Origin of the sequence: Scytonema hofmannii PCC 7110, from assembly GCF_000346485.2 — a bacterium.
GTDB classification, from domain to species: domain Bacteria; phylum Cyanobacteriota; class Cyanobacteriia; order Cyanobacteriales; family Nostocaceae; genus Scytonema; species Scytonema hofmannii.
On the sequence record NZ_KQ976354.1, the window covers coordinates 8,049,329 to 8,064,935 of the forward strand.

Sequence of the window (15,607 nt, forward strand, 5' to 3'; positions counted from 1 at the left end):
TCATAAATTTGCTTCAAGTTGACCGTACTTTCTGGGTTCACATATTTATATATTTTAGCGACACACTCGAATCTGGGGAATCACAACAAACTAGTCTTCCATAACTGTACCAGTAATTTCATCCATTTTTGAATGTCTGTATATGCTTCTTACAGTCACCTCCTGGGGTTGAAATTGGAATTGTCCTGGTTTAAATCCCCGATCGCATAATTTCCCATTTTCTTTTCTAGAAAAACCTCCAATAATTTGACCTTGTATTGTACAAATTTTCCAGCCATCATTGTATTTATTCGCTTTGAACTTGAGGGGAGATCCTTCAGTAAGTTTTGGTAAGAGTTGCGATCGCGCTGTTGTTGACAAAAATCTCAGCCAACAGTTTTGAGGTATTGAACTATAGGAATCCTACTTGAATCTTGCTCAGTATACTTATAAGGAAAGCTTTGTACGTCAAGCTTCTAGGCAGCTTAGTTGTTCAAAAATCAAATAGGATGTCCTATATAATTACTTTAAGTAGGACTTGATTGTTAATTTAAGGTTCCGTAAAAGATGTTTATTAGAGGAAATTGGACGCAAGCCGTTCGATTTCCATCAAATCATGATTGAGATTATTTATGACCTTGATTAACTGCTCGATCTGATTTTTCAGGCTATTAGCAGTTTGTTGATAAATATACTTACGATTCAACGCCGAGCGTGCCAAATCCAAACATTCTTTTTTCATAGCTAGCACAGCGACTCGATACCATGCTTGGATTTCATTTTCAGCTTGCTTGTACTGTAATTCTAATTGCTTAACGTTTACTGTAGTGCTATCAATACTTTGCTGTATGCTGCATTTTATTTTGTTCAAAGTGTCGGGGTTGTCTAGAAATCTTGACAAACCGTAAACCCCAAGTCCAACCACTGCGCCCGCAGACACGACATGAGCCATGCCTATACTGAAACCCGTTCCAGCTAAAACTAATCCATTCAGATATCTCAATCACAAATCTGGGGCGCTTAGAGATACCAGTTCATCGAGGTTCGTTTGAATTAGAAAAGCTTTATTTCACAGTCACGGGATTAAGGCATGAACCAATAATTGTGGCAATTGCAACAATAGCGGGTAAAATGTGCGTGACATTTCGATATCTGGAGTCGCTAATATCCTGTGGGAGCGCACAAAGAATCAATGCTGGAGCAGTGGCGCGATTACGTCAGGCAATGGAATAACCATGCCCCCTTACCAGAGCGACTTATTAGTACTCACATTATAGCAACTCTAGCCAAGCGCCCTTATCGAGTGAATCAACCAAATAAAGCTTTTGAGCGCTTACTTGCCTCCAGAGGAAAAACTATCCAAGATTTACCGGATTCGTTTCGACCGCAAAAAACATCATGAGAATAGTTAAGAAGCTCCCACCTTGTTGCATCATCGGTAGAACTTCAGTTGAATTTTCAGCCCACAAAACAAGCTTTACGCTCTGAGAGCCTAATCCTTTACAAAGCTCGATCAATAAAAAGACAGGAAGTACGAGAAGAGCGATCGGCCTGATGGCATTCCATTTCTTACAACCCTATTATTAGCGACTCTTATGGATACTATTGATTTTTCTACGTCAATCACTCTTGATATTTTGTAACAATATCGTTATATTTATTTACATAAGTTAATAAATAAGGAAACGGGCTATGTACACTACTGTTAATGAAGACGGCGTCCTCAACAACTACCCAACTGAGACAAAAATGCAGTTTGCTGAATACCCTGCAATTTGGGAACAACGTCAATATGTTATCCAAGGCGTATTTGCGACATTATTGGTCACTACTCTAGTTCTGGTAGCTTTTGCGGCTGGTTAAGATTTGTGGATTTCGCTTCAAACTTTAATCAACATTTGGGGTTTTTATTTTCTCCCTGGCTTGATAGCCGGGGTTTTTCCATTGAAGCCAAAGGCAACTACCCCTGGCGATCGCTCTTCTGACGTTTAAACACCCAAGCCATTGTTCCTTTGTTGTGGCAGATAGTACTAGCGGGCGCGGAAATAAGGCAACCATTAGTAACAGACAACAAGCTTTTATTGTCAGCTTTTGCGCCTTCAGCATAACTGCCTCCGTACTTCTGCCTTCACGTACTAGATTTTTCGTAAGAGATGCTGAGTGCGATACGGCTTGCAGCCGTTAAGCTTCGCTTATCGCTACACTTTAGGTCACTTGAACAAGAAGGCAATAGGGAAAAAGGAGGAATATTTAGGACGCGCGATAAGCCCTTGGCTTAACGGAGTACAGCCGGCTCTCGCTCATAGTGGTTGCTTCACAATCATCGCCTCCGCAATTGCTTTGCTTGTTAGCGTATTCTAGTTAACAAAGGAAAAATTATGTGAAACTAGACTTGTAGGTAAAATTATCTCAAGTCATAGGAGTCCTTAGCGAATGATTCATCACATTTCTATCCCTGCTAAGAATCCATATCATGTTGCTTCGGTATTGGCTGAACTGTTCAATGGGTATTCTGCTCCTTTCCCATCTCATCCAGACAGCTATGTGGCATTTGCCGTTGATGAGTATGGGACTCTCATTGAAGTGTATCCTCTTGGAACTGAGATGATGCCAGGAAAAGGCGATGAACCGATACAATACCAAAACCAAAATCTCTCAAACCCATTGATTGCGACTCACGCTGCTATCTCAATACCCCTTAACCAGTCGCAAATCGAGTCTATTGCTAAGCGTGAAGAGTGGCGGTGCTTGAGGTGTAATCGCGGTTACTTCGAGATAATTGAGTTTTGGGTTGAAAATGCCGTGTTGCTCGAACTAGCACCTCCGGAGTTAGCACAACAATACATTACCGCTTTAGCACCAGAGAAATTAGCCGCATATTTTGCTCAAAGAAATTCTTAGTTAGTTATCATTCAAAAGGTTTCAATTATCGGTTTGAATTGTGAGTTATTTGATACCCGATCGCATCGCCTCACAACTCCCAATCCAGTGTAAAACTCTCCTCACCATCAACGGATTCAAATTGGGGGTCATGTGGGGTATTAATTGGCTGATCCATAGTAGACTTATTTTGTTCTCTGGGGGTTGATTGGGGGTTAACTACTACAGAATGTACTGGTAACACACCCTGCTTAAACGCAAAGTAGCAATCCACAATAAAGTAAAGCGTTTCAAGGTAACTTTTACCCAATCGTTGCGATTCTGCAAAGATGCGCTCGCGGTAACTATCTTTGATTCTAACTTTTTCCGGAGTTTTGTCTTGCTGAGAAACCATACTAAAATAATTCGTAATTCCTAAACTTCGTTAGTAGAGGAAGAGGTAACAATGGTTTTAGCCATTTGTAAGAGTCCATAAGAATTAGCCTCTACTGGGTTACTTAAAAGCAGGGGCTGTCTTACCGTATGAGCCGATGGCACAGAGGATTTTTTTGTATAAAATCTTACATTGCTTCCTTCTGCCCTCTGCCTTTCTGCGGTAATTTCCGCTCTTCTTGGCTTACGTCCACCTCAACATAATTGCTTCTCGGTCGAGTCCTGAATTCTTTTCTCCACGTTCAAAGTGCATTTTGTCCCACACTAAATAAATTTCTTCCCATTCAGCATCAGTCGGTGGCTGGTCTTTGGTAGTCAGTTCAAGAAACCGAGTTAGATGACGATAACGAGGCTTATCCTTAAACAAAGCGATTAAATTCCGATCCAAAACTGGGTCGAATCCTTTAGCTAGACAAGCAACATACTCGGTATCAAGCATACCAAGGTCTTGAATTTGGTCGTCCATAATTATTTAGAGAATGCAGTATATTAACTTTACATTATCGTCATGACTTCATGACAGCTTATCAATCTCTGCCTTCATGACAGCTTATCAATCTCCGCTAACTTTTCTACAAGGAGACTCCGCAACTCTTGCAGTTGTTCTTCACTGACATCAGCCAGGGATTCAGTTGAAAGTTCTCGTACTTTTTGAATGACTGTCTTAACCTTATTTGATTCCGTCTTCTCCTGCTTGAAATACTTAGCCTTGATTTGTTTAATCAGTTTGCGGGTTTCCGGTACTGTTAAATTTTCTTTTAGCACCCGTTCTGTTGCTTTGACGCGTTCCTTGTTTGCTTGCAATACCACTCGACCAAGTTATGCTGACCGTTTGGCTAGTCGTTTACAAGCAGAAGAACTTGAGACTGTAGAGCAACTCTTTATCCAACACTTACTCAACCAAACAGTCACCTGGGAAAGTACCATTAAGCGTGCATCTAGTACTATGGACACTTTATCCAATTGTATGGATTCTCAGTCCAGAAGGCTTCAGCGCTTTTGGTCAAGGTTTAGAGACAATGTTTTACACGCTATTAGATATTGCCTCTAAAGTTGGTTTTGGTTTTCTGTCTTTAAACACTCTGCATACTTTAGAACAGGCAAGAGAACCAGCAAAAGAATCACAACTGTCATACTAAACTATGAATTAATATCTACAATTACCAATTTCACTCCTGCATAAGTCAATTGAACGCACCCCCAACCAAATAAGAGCGATTATGGTTGGGGATTCTTACGCTATGAAGACAAGCTCCACAACGTCAAGAGCGTTATCGGCGTCCGCGATTTATTCGTTGAATTTCTATCTACGAATACAAAGCGAGAAGGTACTATCACCTATTAATAAATAATACCAATATCTGGCGGCAATGTTATATGAGGCTGAAAGGTCTGCATTGTAAAATTTGCCATTAGAGAACTTAGCAATAGAATAATTGGTTTTATTGCGCTTGACTTTCCCACTGCCATCATAAGCATAAGCCGAAGTGTATTCTAGGATTGACAGCTTTCACAATCCCTCCCAACTCTGACCATCTCTGGGTTAATGTCTCCACTATTTTCCGGTGACACCACAGATGGAATTTTTGTTTAGTTAAGGATTTTTTGCGGCCTGCCTTAGCTTTCCAACCCTCAAGGTTTTCGATAACAATCACCTGAACACCGTGCAAATTGGCAAATTCTAAAATCCTCTGACTAACCTTCCTCGCTATCTCTAAATTAATGTTTGAAGATTTGCGATACATCCCCTGACAAAAACCTTTGGGGAGTTTTTTATCTTGACCAATTCTTGCAGCTGTCTGTTTAGCTTTGTGAGCTATCATCATACGTCGTTGGTTGCGTCGGTCTATGTCTCTAGCTGGATTGATAAACCCTCTCGCTTTTACAGTACCATCACGACCAACGATTGAACAAGTGGCGGCATTATTTATACCTAAATCCACACCACAAACGTCATCCGAGTCCTCCTTATTCACTTTGACAATTTTGACAGGCATCGATAACTGACAAGTCTTTTTGTTCGCTACTTTGTGAAGTGGAGCCGAAATTTCTCTGCTGCATATTGACTTGCCGAAATCGTCTGTTTCCAACCATAATCTGTCTTTCGACAGAGCGATTTGCGCGCTTAGTTGTCTGATTCTAAAAGCTTGCCGAGGGCTTCAACTGACTGACGCCAGCCGCTTTCCATTCCGCTTGCGACCATGCCGTCACGGTCTTCTTGGCTCATCGCGGTGCTATGTGTATGAATCTCAGTCGTATGTTCGTCAATTGCTACAAACTCGGCTTTTTCCAGCATGACATGTCCGCGTTCCGGCATACCCAAGAATTCAAACGTCTGCACGATTCGTCTATTTTTAGCGACTTCATGAAAACAGCCAGTAAACTCATACTCATTGCCGTCTTCTGATTGCTCAGCAATGTGCCAGTTCCCACCGTCTCTACAATCAAAGTGATACACTTTCATCGGATTACCGCGACACCACCAGATCGCAAAGAGATCCTATGATGGTATACGCTTCAAATACCTTTTCTAACGGAGCGTTGATTGTGACGATGCCCAGGATATTTTGTGAATTTTCTGGGACTGTTACTTTTAGATGTGCCATACTGTTAGGCTCCTATTGTGTTACCGATCTTCTAGTAATTTTTCCAACGCATCAAAACGGGCACTCCAGATCTTTTCATACTCGCTGAGATGGGCTGCGGCTACTTTGATAGTGTCTGATGTAACATGAATAACTTTCTCCTTGCCACTTCGACGCTTGGTAATGAGTCCTGCTTTCTCCAGCACACTGATATGCTTCGCAATAGCTGCCAAAGACATATCATATGGTTTTGCTAATTCGCTGATGGTGTATTCTTCTCTCGATACACGCTTAAGGATGTCTCGCCGTGTAGCATCGGCGAGAGCACCAAAAATCCTATCAAGAGCCACATTTGATTCAACCATATGGTTGAATGATAGGCGAGGATACATACTGTGTCAAGTATTCTGAGCATCTGATGTCTGATATTGGATATGACTGGTTCGCCAAGACCGTGATTTTGTGCTGTCTTTCACCAATGCGATCGCTCAATTTGCGCTTCATACATCAAACCAGTGCAATTGCAAGGGACGCAAGCTGTCAGCGTGATCGCGAAGCGCAAGCTGTACCCAGCTTATCGCCAATCCATGCCGGGAGTCTAAGCGTGAGAGTGCATAACCAGACTTGACTCAAACCTATAGAATATTAAACATTGGCGTAACCTCAGTATCCAGAAATTGATGAATGGTCGCACTGCCACTGCCCGCAAAATTCTAATTCTCACCACCATTCCAGACGGTTTGCGTAAGGTTTTGATGCATATAGTTCAGTAGATGCATCTTTTAACAAGCTTCAGACAAGCGTTTTGGTTTTAGCGTACAAAAAGAAATTTATATAAAAACTGGAAACAAACTGGATATAAGTCCAAAAGACTGGAGTGACAAAGATTTTGAGAATTATATTCAGTTTGCTAAAGCAGTTGGATGGTATGATGATGAGGTGTCAGAACCCCGGTAACTCCTGCGAAACCGGGGTTCTAATTTCCGCTATCCCTTGTAGTATTGGATAGCAATTGCATCTTCTATATCCAACAAACTTGCGGATTTACATTAATTTTTAGATCTATAATCGGGATAGACCTATCCGTAAATTACGGTAAAACTCATATTTGAGGACAAAACTTTCTCAGTAAATTTCCGGGTTACTTTGATGGATAGGTAATCTTCTTATCGGTAAGAAAATGCACTGCAAGCGCAAAAATCCTAATATTTTGAGTGTGGCTAGACTTGCGATCGCGGGATTAGGTCTAGCATTTGTAGCTTTAGCAACCACAACCATCATTTCTCCTGGGTTAGTAGCGGCTAAAGAAGATAACCGACTTGCAAAAGCATCTACAGAACTACCAATTGTAAAATCGGCAGCCCTAGGTATAGATATGGATGTACCTTGGTCAAAACCGGTTAAGATTGAAGATCCCTTTGAAGGGAATTACGTCGGTATATTTGACCACCACTCCTTCTATAAAACTTTTCTAAATGTTAACTCTAAGTTTGAGGTGATTAGTCTCTGGAGGCAAAACTCTGTTCGCATTCTTTTATCCTACCGCGAACGCGATTGCTTTTCCGGGTATGGCTTATCCCCTTACAGCAAGATATCAGGAACGGGATGTTTGGGAGCTAAAAATACCCTGAAGGTAACAAACCTTTATGTCAAACTCGGAGAGAAGGTGTTTCGCCTTGAGGGTAACAACAGTACTTTTGATGTAAGTCATGAGTTAGCAACAGCCCTCAAAAACTCACCGGCTGAGAATGTCGATATTAGGCTTGTCGCTGAAAGTGGAGAAGCAGTAGATAGTGAAATTGGCAAAAGAACCGTTGAAGCGTGGAAAAATATTTTTTAACATTTATTATTTTGTCTTCAACAATAAATTCAGGGGCTTTAACCATGTGACTAAGTATATGCAAATACATTTGTATAAATTGAGACAAAATCTCTGCTTTTTGCCCTCTGCCTATCTTCGGTAATTTTTGCTTCTTCTCAATCCTGACTCTCAAGGTAACGGTACAATAATCCTAATTTTCAAAGCCCTAAAAACCAAACTATGACGATGCATCCTTTATTGCAACGTGCATTTACTAACCGCAATGTCCTCAAAGTGATCGCTGGCTTGAATAACTTCGATTCCAAGCGTGTAGCCGCGATCGTTAAGGCAGCCCATCACGGTGGTGCGACTTTTATTGATATTGCCGCCAGTCCAGATTTGGTAAAAACAGCCAAATTTTTGACAAACTTGCCAATTTGTGTATCAGCCGTAGAACCAAAAAAATTCGTACAAGCTGTAGAAGTTGGTGCTGACTTAATTGAAATTGGTAACTTCGATTCTTTCTACGCTGAGGGACTGAGATTTGAAGCAGAGGAAGTTTTAGAACTGACTTACCAAACTCGTGCTTTGCTTCCCGATATCACCCTCTCTGTCACCGTTCCTCATATTTTGACACTAGACCAACAAGTACAACTGGCAGAGGAATTAATCAAAGCGGGCGCGGATATTATTCAAACAGAAGGTGGGACTAGTAGCAATCCTACTCACCCCGGAGTTTTGGGGTTGATTGAAAAAGCTGCTCCCACTCTAGCAGCAGCTTATGAAATTTCTCGTGCAGTTTCAGTTCCCGTACTCTGCGCCTCTGGTATTTCCAACGTAACAGCACCCTTGGCGATCGCATCTGGTGCAGCTGGTGTTGGCGTTGGTACTGCCATTAACCAACTCAACAGTGAAGTCGCAATGATTGCGGCTGTACGTGGTTTGGTAGAAGCCTTAAGAACAGCAACTGTAGTTAAGGGTTAGTTGTTATAGCAATCCTATTTGATTTTTGAACTACACGTAGGTAGGGAAGACAGCCCACCGCAAGCTTTAGTTGGTGGGCTACACGTAGGTAGGGCATTGCTAACCCTGTCAAGGTGACTCATAAAATTTTGATTCAGGCGGCAATTTCTCATCTTTTTCCTCTGCGCTCTGGTGCGCCCTCTGCGGTTCAAAAGTCATTTATTTAACCGCCGAGACGCAGAGGACACAGAGGGAAGAGGTGAGGCAGCTATTAATTTCCTAGAGTTTTTCTTCACCTTGACAGGGCTAGTAGGGCATTGCCCACCGCAAGCTTTAGTTGGTGGGCATTGCCCACCCTACAGTACTTAAAGTTTTTCATAAATCATTTAGGATTCCTATAGTTGTTGGTTGTTGCTACTATCTACTAACAACTAACCACTAACAACTTCCTTTAAAGCAAATATCACTTGATTTTGTTGTTCTTCTGACAATTCGGGGAACATGGGTAAGGATAAAACCTCTTGACAGGCTTGCTCTGCAACTGGCAATTGTCCTACTTGATATCCCAAACTTTCATAGACTGGCTGTAGGTGTAATGGATGGGGATAATAGACCATTGTATTAACACCTCGTTCTTGTAATTGATTGCGAAGCCAGTCTTTCTTATTATCTAAGACGCGAATGGTATATTGATTCCACACTCCCATGCCCCCAGCCAATTCTTGGGGCGTTATGATATTGGCTAGTTGACTCAAAGACTGGTGATAACGAGCAGCAACTTGTCGCCGTTGGTTATTCCAAATATCTAGATAACGTAACTTAATTTGTAAAATAGCAGCTTGAATCGCATCCAATCGGCTATTAACACCGATTTCCTCGTAGTGATAGCGATTTCTTTGACCGTGCTCTTTTATAATTCGTAGCTTGGCTGCAATTTGCGGATCGTTGGTTGTTATCGCCCCTCCATCGCCACAACCCCCCAAATTTTTTGTAGGGTAAAAACTAAAGCACCCTATATGCCCAATACTTCCAACTTTCTGCCCTGCCCAACTTGCACCTGTAGACTGAGCACAGTCCTCTATAATGACTAAATTGTGAGCTTTTGCAACATCAATTAAACTCGTCATATCAACAGGTTGACCAAAGAGATGAACTGGAATAATCGCTTTGGTTTTTGGTGTAATTGCTGCCACAACTTGTTCCACATTTAAATTAAATGTGGTCGCATCAATATCAACAAATACAGGCTTTGCACCTACAGCACTCACAACTTCTGCAGTGGCAATAAAAGTAAAGGGTGTAGTAATAACTTCATCACCCGCTCCAATATCAAAAGCTCTAAGAGCCAAATATAATGCATCAGTTCCAGAGTTACAGGCTACACATTCACTAACACCAGTATATGCAGCAAACTTTTGCTCAAAACCTTCTACAATCGGACCACCGATGTAGCGACCAGAAGCTAAAACCTGTAAAACGGCTGTACTTACCTCTGCTTCAATATTGGTGTATTGTTGTTTAATGTCAAAGGCAGGAACGGAATGAATGCTTTGAATCATGAGTTTTTTTAATGATAAATATCAGCAAGGGATTTTTGTTGATTGAATTCTGAGTCAAAAAGCTGAGGCTAGACTGTTGTCTCAAATACGTAAAGCAAGAGTTTTTACGTAGTTTTCTCTACTAAGAACCAATACAGGGACTTAAAGTTCCTGAATTATTGGGTTGTTTTAAAGTAGTTAGTAGTTAGTTGTTAGTTGTGAGTAGTTAGTGGTTCTACTAACGACTAACCACTAACGACTAACCACTCACAATCAACCAAGGAAGTATAAAACTCATGCAGGATTTAATAAAGCTAGATTTTGTTGATTTGGCTTTGGCTGTTGCATTCATGGGCGTAGCCATAGGTTTGTCTGCATGGGAAAAAATCGGACTAGAGTTGAATTTAGCTCTTGCCACTGGAAGAACCATCCTACAACTGGCAGTCTTGGGATATGTTATGGAGTTCATCTTTGCTCTTGACACTCCTTGGGCTGTTTTGGGGACTTTAGCAACGATTCTGACGATTTCGGCAGTTGTGACACGAAATCGCATTGATAAAAAAATACCTCAAATTTTGCCTCTCGTGTGGGGTTCAATTTTTATCAGTACAAGCCTGACTCTGATTTATACCACTATCTTGATAATTCAACCGGATAAATGGTACGAACCACAGTATGTTATTCCATTAGCAGGTATAGTTTTAGGCAATGCTATGAATGCGGCGGCGATCGCAGGAGAACGTTTCGTCAGCACTATTGATGCCAGTCAATTGGAAATTGAAACGCACTTAAGCTTGGGTGCGACTCCTTGGCAAGCAGTTGCACAATATCGCAAAGAAGCTGTCCGTGCTGCATTCATTCCTACACTCAACCAGATGATGGTCATAGGTCTGGTGACACTACCGACAATCGTGTCAGGACAGTTATTAAGTGGTGTGAACCCTCGCGAAGCTGTTTCTTACCAGATTCTGATAATATTTACGATCGCTTTTACCAATCTGCTGACAACACTGTTGCTGACTCGAGGGCTGAGTCGGCAATTTTTTAACTCCGCCGCTCAACTTGTGAGGTAGAGAGTAGGGAGTAGGGGTGAGAAACTGTCATTTAATTTTTAGACAAAGTTACCCATCGTTAGACTTTTTGGGGCACTTTTCTCGTGCCATGCGTTCAATCACATCACTCAGGCTATTTGCTCCCAGATCCCGGTGTTGTTGTTCCAACCATTGAATAGCTGTTTCTGTAAGAGTCATAGTAAATCTACGCTTTGATTCGTTATAGATTTTTTTGCCTGCCATGTTGACAACTTTAAATTACTCATATATGATATGAGTATAACAGATTCAAGAAGTTAAATCAAGAAGTAAAATGGCGACTCTCACCTATGTTAAAGGATTACCGACGCCAGTAGAAGAATTAAACAATCTGGGACTCACAAAGTTTGAGATGTTTCTAACTGCATACAGTCCGGTATTCCACTCTTCAGCGTGTGAGACAGCCAATTATCTTCTTTCTGGTCAATCATTCAATCAATCCAGTTGGAATACCTATTTACAAAAAACTTACAAAATTTCCAAACGTCATGCAGCTGGTGCGATCAGTTATGCTCAAGGTGCAGTGGATGCATCTAAAGAAAATCGATTAAAACATATAAAAACAGTCGAGGGTAAGTTAAAATCAATTAATGGTTGGATTGCCAAATCGGAAAAAAAGCTGAAAAACGCTTCATCGTTTTATGCTAAGAAGAATTGGCACCAATCCAAGACAGGATGTAAGTTTCCTTTATCTTGTTCAATTAAATATAAAAACACCAATTGGCAACACTTACGGTTTCAGATCCACAATAAAAAACGTCGTGCCGATCGGCTAAGTAAACAAATTGAGCATTTAAAAGCTGCACCTATTCATACAGCCATTCCCAAAAATCAAGTATTTGTAGTTGGTTCTAGAAATGAATCGTTTGGTAATCAAGCTTGCCAATGGGATGGTACTACCCTGAAATTTCGCGTTCCTGCTTGCTTAGAATCAAAATTTGGTAAATACGTCCAAACCAAGTTAGGTAACTTCGATCGCAAAGTGAACCGATTACCCAAAGATGGTGCAAAAACCTGGCATTTTTTCCGGAAAGCTGATAAATGGAATGCTGCGGTGCAGTTTACACCATCGCCAGTAGAACAAGTTTCCAGGCATTCAGTTTACGGTTGCATTGGAATAGATCTAAACCCAGGCTCTATCGGTTGGGCATATGTGGATGCTAACGGCAATCTGAAAGCTCACGGTAAAATTCCATTACAAATGGGATTGCCATCAGGTAAACAGAATCCACAAATTGTGGAAGCTTGCTTGCAATTGGTAAAACTTGCTTTAAAATACGCTTGTCCAATTGTTTGTGAGCAATTAGAATTTTCTGCTAAAAAAGAACAACTTCGTGAGCATGGTAGAAAATCTGCAAGAATGCTATCTGGTTGGGCATATAGCCGATTTTACGAATTACTAGAAAGCATTAGCCGTAATCGTGGTATTTACCTGATGAAGGTAAATCCTGCATATACTAGCATCATTGGTTTAGTAAAATATGCACGTCAATATGGATTAGCCAGTGATGAAGCAGCTGCATTCGCAATTGCTAGACGTGGTATGCGGCTCACTGAAAATATTCCAGACTCCATAACCGCCTATCTTGATGTGAAGTCGGGAAAGCACGTATGGAGTCTGTGGAATCAACTTAATAAAAAGATTAAGTCTCGTGCTGTCATATCATCTCGTCATGATTATTACAGTATCTCTAACTGGGAACTGGTGGTCAAGGAACCTTCGTCACAAGGCAACGGAACCAAGCAGCGATGCGCTTCTAGTTGAGCGAACTTATACCGTAGAGTTAGGTTTGTCCAAATTTATCTAATTGTGGGTAACTTTGTCCAAACTTTTAGAAGCGGAAACAGAGAAGGGATAGGAAATTAATAAATTCCTCATTCCCCATTCCCTACTCCCCATTCCCTACTCCCCATTCCCTATTCCCTACTCCCTTCTGGATTGTGAACGTAAATCGCATTGCCTTGAATATCGTAAATAATTAGGGGTAAGCTAACGTTGTCACTAATAATATCCAAATTTTGCTGCAACTTTTGTAAATACTCGGATGCGTTTGTAGCAGTATTAGCACTACTTTGATTGCTTGCAGCAACATCAGTAGTGCTTTGTTCGCTTGCATTTGTGACGCTACTTTGTATTATTTGTTGGTACTCTGGGGTCAACTGAACAGTAATTCCTTGATTATCCACCTTATAATTGCAGATGCGAATTGTACTGTAACAGGTTTTATTTAAGTCAGTACGAGTTCTTTGAAACAAACTAACGGTTTGTAACTTATCTTGCGCTTGCTTAAGGGCAGTAGATAATGGTGCTACTAAAGTCTGTGCCTGACTGTAATACATACTATCATCAGTCACTTGCTTGGCAGAGTTCACAGCTTGATTCCAATGAGTGACAGCCGCTTGCCATTGATTTTGTTGTTCGTATCGTTTAGCAAGGTTGGCTGACGTCACAGCTTGGTTATAAGTTTTAGCGGCTAATAATTCCTTAGTCGCATGAATGCGTGCTGTCGCTAAGTACGGTTTATATTCCCCTAAAAGCTTTTGTGATTCTTTGTAGACCGAACTGCTAAGTGGAATCACTGCCAAAGCACTCACTGCAACTTGCCAAGTTGCTTGAACTTTTTGTAATTCTTGTAAGGTTTTGGCAGTTGCTTCTCGTTTGGAAGCCTCCACAGCCACAGCTTTTGCTGCAGCTAGCTTTTTAATCCATTTTTCTTCCGCAAGTAATTGGTGCTTTACAACTTTTAAATGAGCACGATAAATCAGTAATTTAGGTTGTACTAATTTATAGAGTTCGCTATTATAATTAATCACTTCTAGTGGTGCGATCGCCTGCCGCCATAACTGCTGTCTTGCTTGTAAGTCCTGCATACTAGTTGCTGGAGTTTTACTTTTTTGTACAGCTATTGCACCCACCCCAAATGCTTTAATCACCTGGTTAACTTTTTCAGACTGTCCAGAAAAACTGGTTAAAAGTTTTTCTGCTTCTTGATGATAAGGCGACCAAAAAGGAATTTCTTTTAGAGATATACTTGTTTCTTCTAGTTGTTGTTGCAATTTTGGTAATTCTTTTTCAGACCGAGCATTGAGCTTAAGTCGATCCAATGACTGTTGTAACTGCCTTGCTGTTTGTATTTCTTTACACTCCAACATAGAGCAAGGACGAGTCAAAAAGTAAGTAGCACCACTTAATAAAGCAATGACTGCAAGGGCTGCGCCTACCAAAACAGTTTTTATTTTCCGTGTTGGCTTTGATGACGAATAAGTAGACAAATCCGGAGCATCTGCCATTGGATCGAATGGTTCATCGTCATCAGAGATGTCTGGGAGTGAGGAATTGAGAAAAGATGAAGAAAAACTTCCTCTGTCTCCACTGTTAATAGACAGTTCTCCAGAACTTGAGGAGAATCCCCGCAGGTGACTGTCTTCCTCAATTGACATATCGTGAAAATTGCGAGTTCTCGGTGTCCTGATGTCCTCTAATTCAATATCTTCGGGTTCTTCAATTTCCTCAACTTCAAATGGAGCGTATGTTGCTGGTGTCCTCAGCATTAGAGAATGTTTGGTATAAGGCAGCTTTTGTCCAACCACTCTTAAAAAAAGTTCGACCTGCTGTTCTTGGCGACCTGGTAGCGATTGTAGTACTTCCTCCAATACCGCAAATACTGTTTCTGTATTAGCCATCACACCTGCAGAGTGTTGAGCTAAAACCATTAACTGGTCATCTTTTACAGCACACTTAACTTGGAATAAATCGCCAGATGGAACTTCTGCACGTAACTGTTCCTGCAAAATTTGTGCTAAGAATTGTAAATCTTCTTGTTGGGCTGCTACTTTCATAGACCCATCCTGCTCTTTTATATTTTTTTTATCGAGAGTGCTAGATGCACGGGTTCCGTTTTTTGAATAGGGATACACAGCTTAACCAACCATCGTTATAAATACAAGTGGACAATTTTCTAACATAAATTAGTAATTATTACCAAGAGAAAAATAGTTTTTAAGCATTGCACTCAACCTCAGCAAAACACCCTAAGTGTAGTATTCCAATCTTTTGGTCTAAACTAACAACAGTTTGAAAAAAAGAATTTTGAGGGGTTGCAAGATCCTCGACAACTTCTGCGATGTCGGATATCTGAGCAAACTTACCTACCAGAACTTATGCAACAGACCACTAGGTTGAGCAGGACATTCTTGTGCAGGGCTTCTCTCCCAGGAGGGCAGAACCCCTATATTCGTGACCTATTTGATTTCTCTAAAGAAATTCATCTATATCATTGAAAACACTGATATGCTTGATTTCTATTGAAACCAAGCGTCTGTGCCATAATTAGGGGT

Annotated in this window: 21 protein-coding genes and 1 pseudogene; 9 read left to right on the forward strand and 13 right to left on the reverse strand. The window is 41.0% G+C overall.

Annotated features, from left to right (window positions below; all coding sequences use genetic code 11):
- Positions 1–90 precede the first annotated feature (90 nt).
- Together WA1_RS33930 and WA1_RS33935 are read right to left on the reverse strand one after the other, a co-directional pair.
- Entirely contained in the window at positions 91–360 is a 270-nt protein-coding gene (locus WA1_RS33930; RefSeq protein ID WP_017743596.1) for a hypothetical protein, read from the reverse strand.
- A 193-nt stretch (positions 361–553) separates the two neighbouring features.
- A complete protein-coding gene (locus tag WA1_RS33935) occupies positions 554–982 on the reverse strand; it encodes a PspA/IM30 family protein (RefSeq protein ID WP_148662819.1) in 429 nt (142 codons plus the stop codon).
- 168 nt (positions 983–1,150) lie between these two features.
- Between WA1_RS33935 and WA1_RS33940 the strand changes: the two genes are divergently transcribed.
- Positions 1,151–1,381, forward strand: a complete 231-nt coding sequence (locus WA1_RS33940; RefSeq protein WP_148662820.1) for a hypothetical protein — start codon at positions 1,151–1,153, stop codon at positions 1,379–1,381.
- A 290-nt stretch (positions 1,382–1,671) separates the two neighbouring features.
- Positions 1,672–1,842: a photosystem II assembly protein Psb34 gene (psb34, locus tag WA1_RS55745; RefSeq protein ID WP_017743593.1), complete on the forward strand. Its 171-nt coding sequence runs from the start codon at positions 1,672–1,674 to the stop codon at positions 1,840–1,842.
- A gap of 24 nt (positions 1,843–1,866) precedes the next feature.
- Here the strand turns inward: psb34 and WA1_RS33945 are convergent, their stop codons facing one another.
- Complete coding sequence (locus WA1_RS33945) at positions 1,867–2,085, reverse strand: hypothetical protein (protein WP_017743592.1); 219 nt, start codon at positions 2,083–2,085, stop codon at positions 1,867–1,869.
- 327 nt (positions 2,086–2,412) lie between these two features.
- Here WA1_RS33945 and WA1_RS33950 point away from each other — a divergent pair, with 327 nt between their 5' ends.
- Positions 2,413–2,880 (forward strand): hypothetical protein, encoded by a 468-nt coding sequence (locus WA1_RS33950; RefSeq protein WP_017743591.1) that lies wholly within the window; start codon positions 2,413–2,415, stop codon positions 2,878–2,880.
- A 70-nt stretch (positions 2,881–2,950) separates the two neighbouring features.
- Here WA1_RS33950 and WA1_RS33955 read toward each other — a convergent pair whose 3' ends face one another.
- From WA1_RS33955 to WA1_RS33965, 3 genes are all read right to left on the reverse strand, one after another.
- Positions 2,951–3,253 (reverse strand): hypothetical protein, encoded by a 303-nt coding sequence (locus WA1_RS33955; RefSeq protein ID WP_017743590.1) that lies wholly within the window; start codon positions 3,251–3,253, stop codon positions 2,951–2,953.
- A 222-nt stretch (positions 3,254–3,475) separates the two neighbouring features.
- Positions 3,476–3,757: a hypothetical protein gene (locus WA1_RS33960; RefSeq protein ID WP_017743589.1), complete on the reverse strand. Its 282-nt coding sequence runs from the start codon at positions 3,755–3,757 to the stop codon at positions 3,476–3,478.
- A 74-nt stretch (positions 3,758–3,831) separates the two neighbouring features.
- Complete coding sequence (locus WA1_RS33965; RefSeq protein ID WP_272819294.1) at positions 3,832–4,095, reverse strand: hypothetical protein; 264 nt, start codon at positions 4,093–4,095, stop codon at positions 3,832–3,834.
- A gap of 128 nt (positions 4,096–4,223) precedes the next feature.
- Here WA1_RS33965 and WA1_RS33970 point away from each other — a divergent pair, with 128 nt between their 5' ends.
- Positions 4,224–4,430, forward strand: coding sequence for a bacteriorhodopsin (locus tag WA1_RS33970; RefSeq protein ID WP_017743587.1), 207 nt, complete (start codon positions 4,224–4,226; stop codon positions 4,428–4,430).
- 330 nt (positions 4,431–4,760) lie between these two features.
- On the opposite strand, the gene WA1_RS53675 is transcribed toward WA1_RS33970, so the two are convergent.
- From WA1_RS53675 to WA1_RS33985, 4 genes are all read right to left on the reverse strand, one after another.
- A complete protein-coding gene (locus WA1_RS53675) occupies positions 4,761–5,288 on the reverse strand; it encodes an IS200/IS605 family accessory protein TnpB-related protein (protein WP_148662821.1) in 528 nt (175 codons plus the stop codon).
- Between the two features lie 128 nt (positions 5,289–5,416).
- Complete coding sequence (locus tag WA1_RS33980) at positions 5,417–5,755, reverse strand: SRPBCC domain-containing protein (RefSeq protein WP_017743586.1); 339 nt, start codon at positions 5,753–5,755, stop codon at positions 5,417–5,419.
- 4 nt (positions 5,756–5,759) lie between these two features.
- Positions 5,760–5,897: a hypothetical protein gene (locus tag WA1_RS57460; RefSeq protein ID WP_158516725.1), complete on the reverse strand. Its 138-nt coding sequence runs from the start codon at positions 5,895–5,897 to the stop codon at positions 5,760–5,762.
- A 20-nt stretch (positions 5,898–5,917) separates the two neighbouring features.
- Entirely contained in the window at positions 5,918–6,241 is a 324-nt protein-coding gene (locus tag WA1_RS33985; protein ID WP_026134667.1) for an ArsR/SmtB family transcription factor, read from the reverse strand.
- A gap of 436 nt (positions 6,242–6,677) precedes the next feature.
- Here WA1_RS33985 and WA1_RS61910 point away from each other — a divergent pair.
- From WA1_RS61910 to WA1_RS33995, 3 genes and pseudogenes are all read left to right on the forward strand, one after another.
- Positions 6,678–6,833, forward strand: a pseudogene (locus WA1_RS61910) (hypothetical protein); the annotation flags it as partial.
- A 223-nt stretch (positions 6,834–7,056) separates the two neighbouring features.
- Positions 7,057–7,716, forward strand: coding sequence for a hypothetical protein (locus WA1_RS33990; RefSeq protein WP_017743584.1), 660 nt, complete (start codon positions 7,057–7,059; stop codon positions 7,714–7,716).
- 201 nt (positions 7,717–7,917) lie between these two features.
- Complete coding sequence (locus WA1_RS33995) at positions 7,918–8,661, forward strand: DUF561 domain-containing protein (RefSeq protein ID WP_026134666.1); 744 nt, start codon at positions 7,918–7,920, stop codon at positions 8,659–8,661.
- A 410-nt stretch (positions 8,662–9,071) separates the two neighbouring features.
- Here the strand turns inward: WA1_RS33995 and WA1_RS34000 are convergent, their stop codons facing one another.
- The gene (locus tag WA1_RS34000) at positions 9,072–10,199 is read right to left on the reverse strand and encodes a DegT/DnrJ/EryC1/StrS family aminotransferase (protein WP_017743582.1); all 1,128 of its coding nucleotides are present in this window, start codon (positions 10,197–10,199) and stop codon (positions 9,072–9,074) included.
- Between the two features lie 275 nt (positions 10,200–10,474).
- Here WA1_RS34000 and WA1_RS34005 point away from each other — a divergent pair, with 275 nt between their 5' ends.
- Positions 10,475–11,251, forward strand: coding sequence for an ABC transporter permease (locus tag WA1_RS34005; protein ID WP_017743581.1), 777 nt, complete (start codon positions 10,475–10,477; stop codon positions 11,249–11,251).
- Positions 11,252–11,299: 48 nt separating this feature from the next.
- On the opposite strand, the gene WA1_RS58880 is transcribed toward WA1_RS34005, so the two are convergent.
- The gene (locus WA1_RS58880) at positions 11,300–11,428 is read right to left on the reverse strand and encodes a hypothetical protein (protein ID WP_272819295.1); all 129 of its coding nucleotides are present in this window, start codon (positions 11,426–11,428) and stop codon (positions 11,300–11,302) included.
- A 115-nt stretch (positions 11,429–11,543) separates the two neighbouring features.
- On the opposite strand from WA1_RS58880, the gene WA1_RS34010 reads away from it, so the two are divergent.
- A complete protein-coding gene (locus WA1_RS34010; protein ID WP_017743579.1) occupies positions 11,544–13,034 on the forward strand; it encodes an IS200/IS605 family accessory protein TnpB-related protein in 1,491 nt (496 codons plus the stop codon).
- A gap of 152 nt (positions 13,035–13,186) precedes the next feature.
- On the opposite strand, the gene WA1_RS34015 is transcribed toward WA1_RS34010, so the two are convergent.
- A complete protein-coding gene (locus WA1_RS34015) occupies positions 13,187–15,109 on the reverse strand; it encodes a hypothetical protein (protein ID WP_017743578.1) in 1,923 nt (640 codons plus the stop codon).
- Positions 15,110–15,607 lie beyond the last annotated feature (498 nt).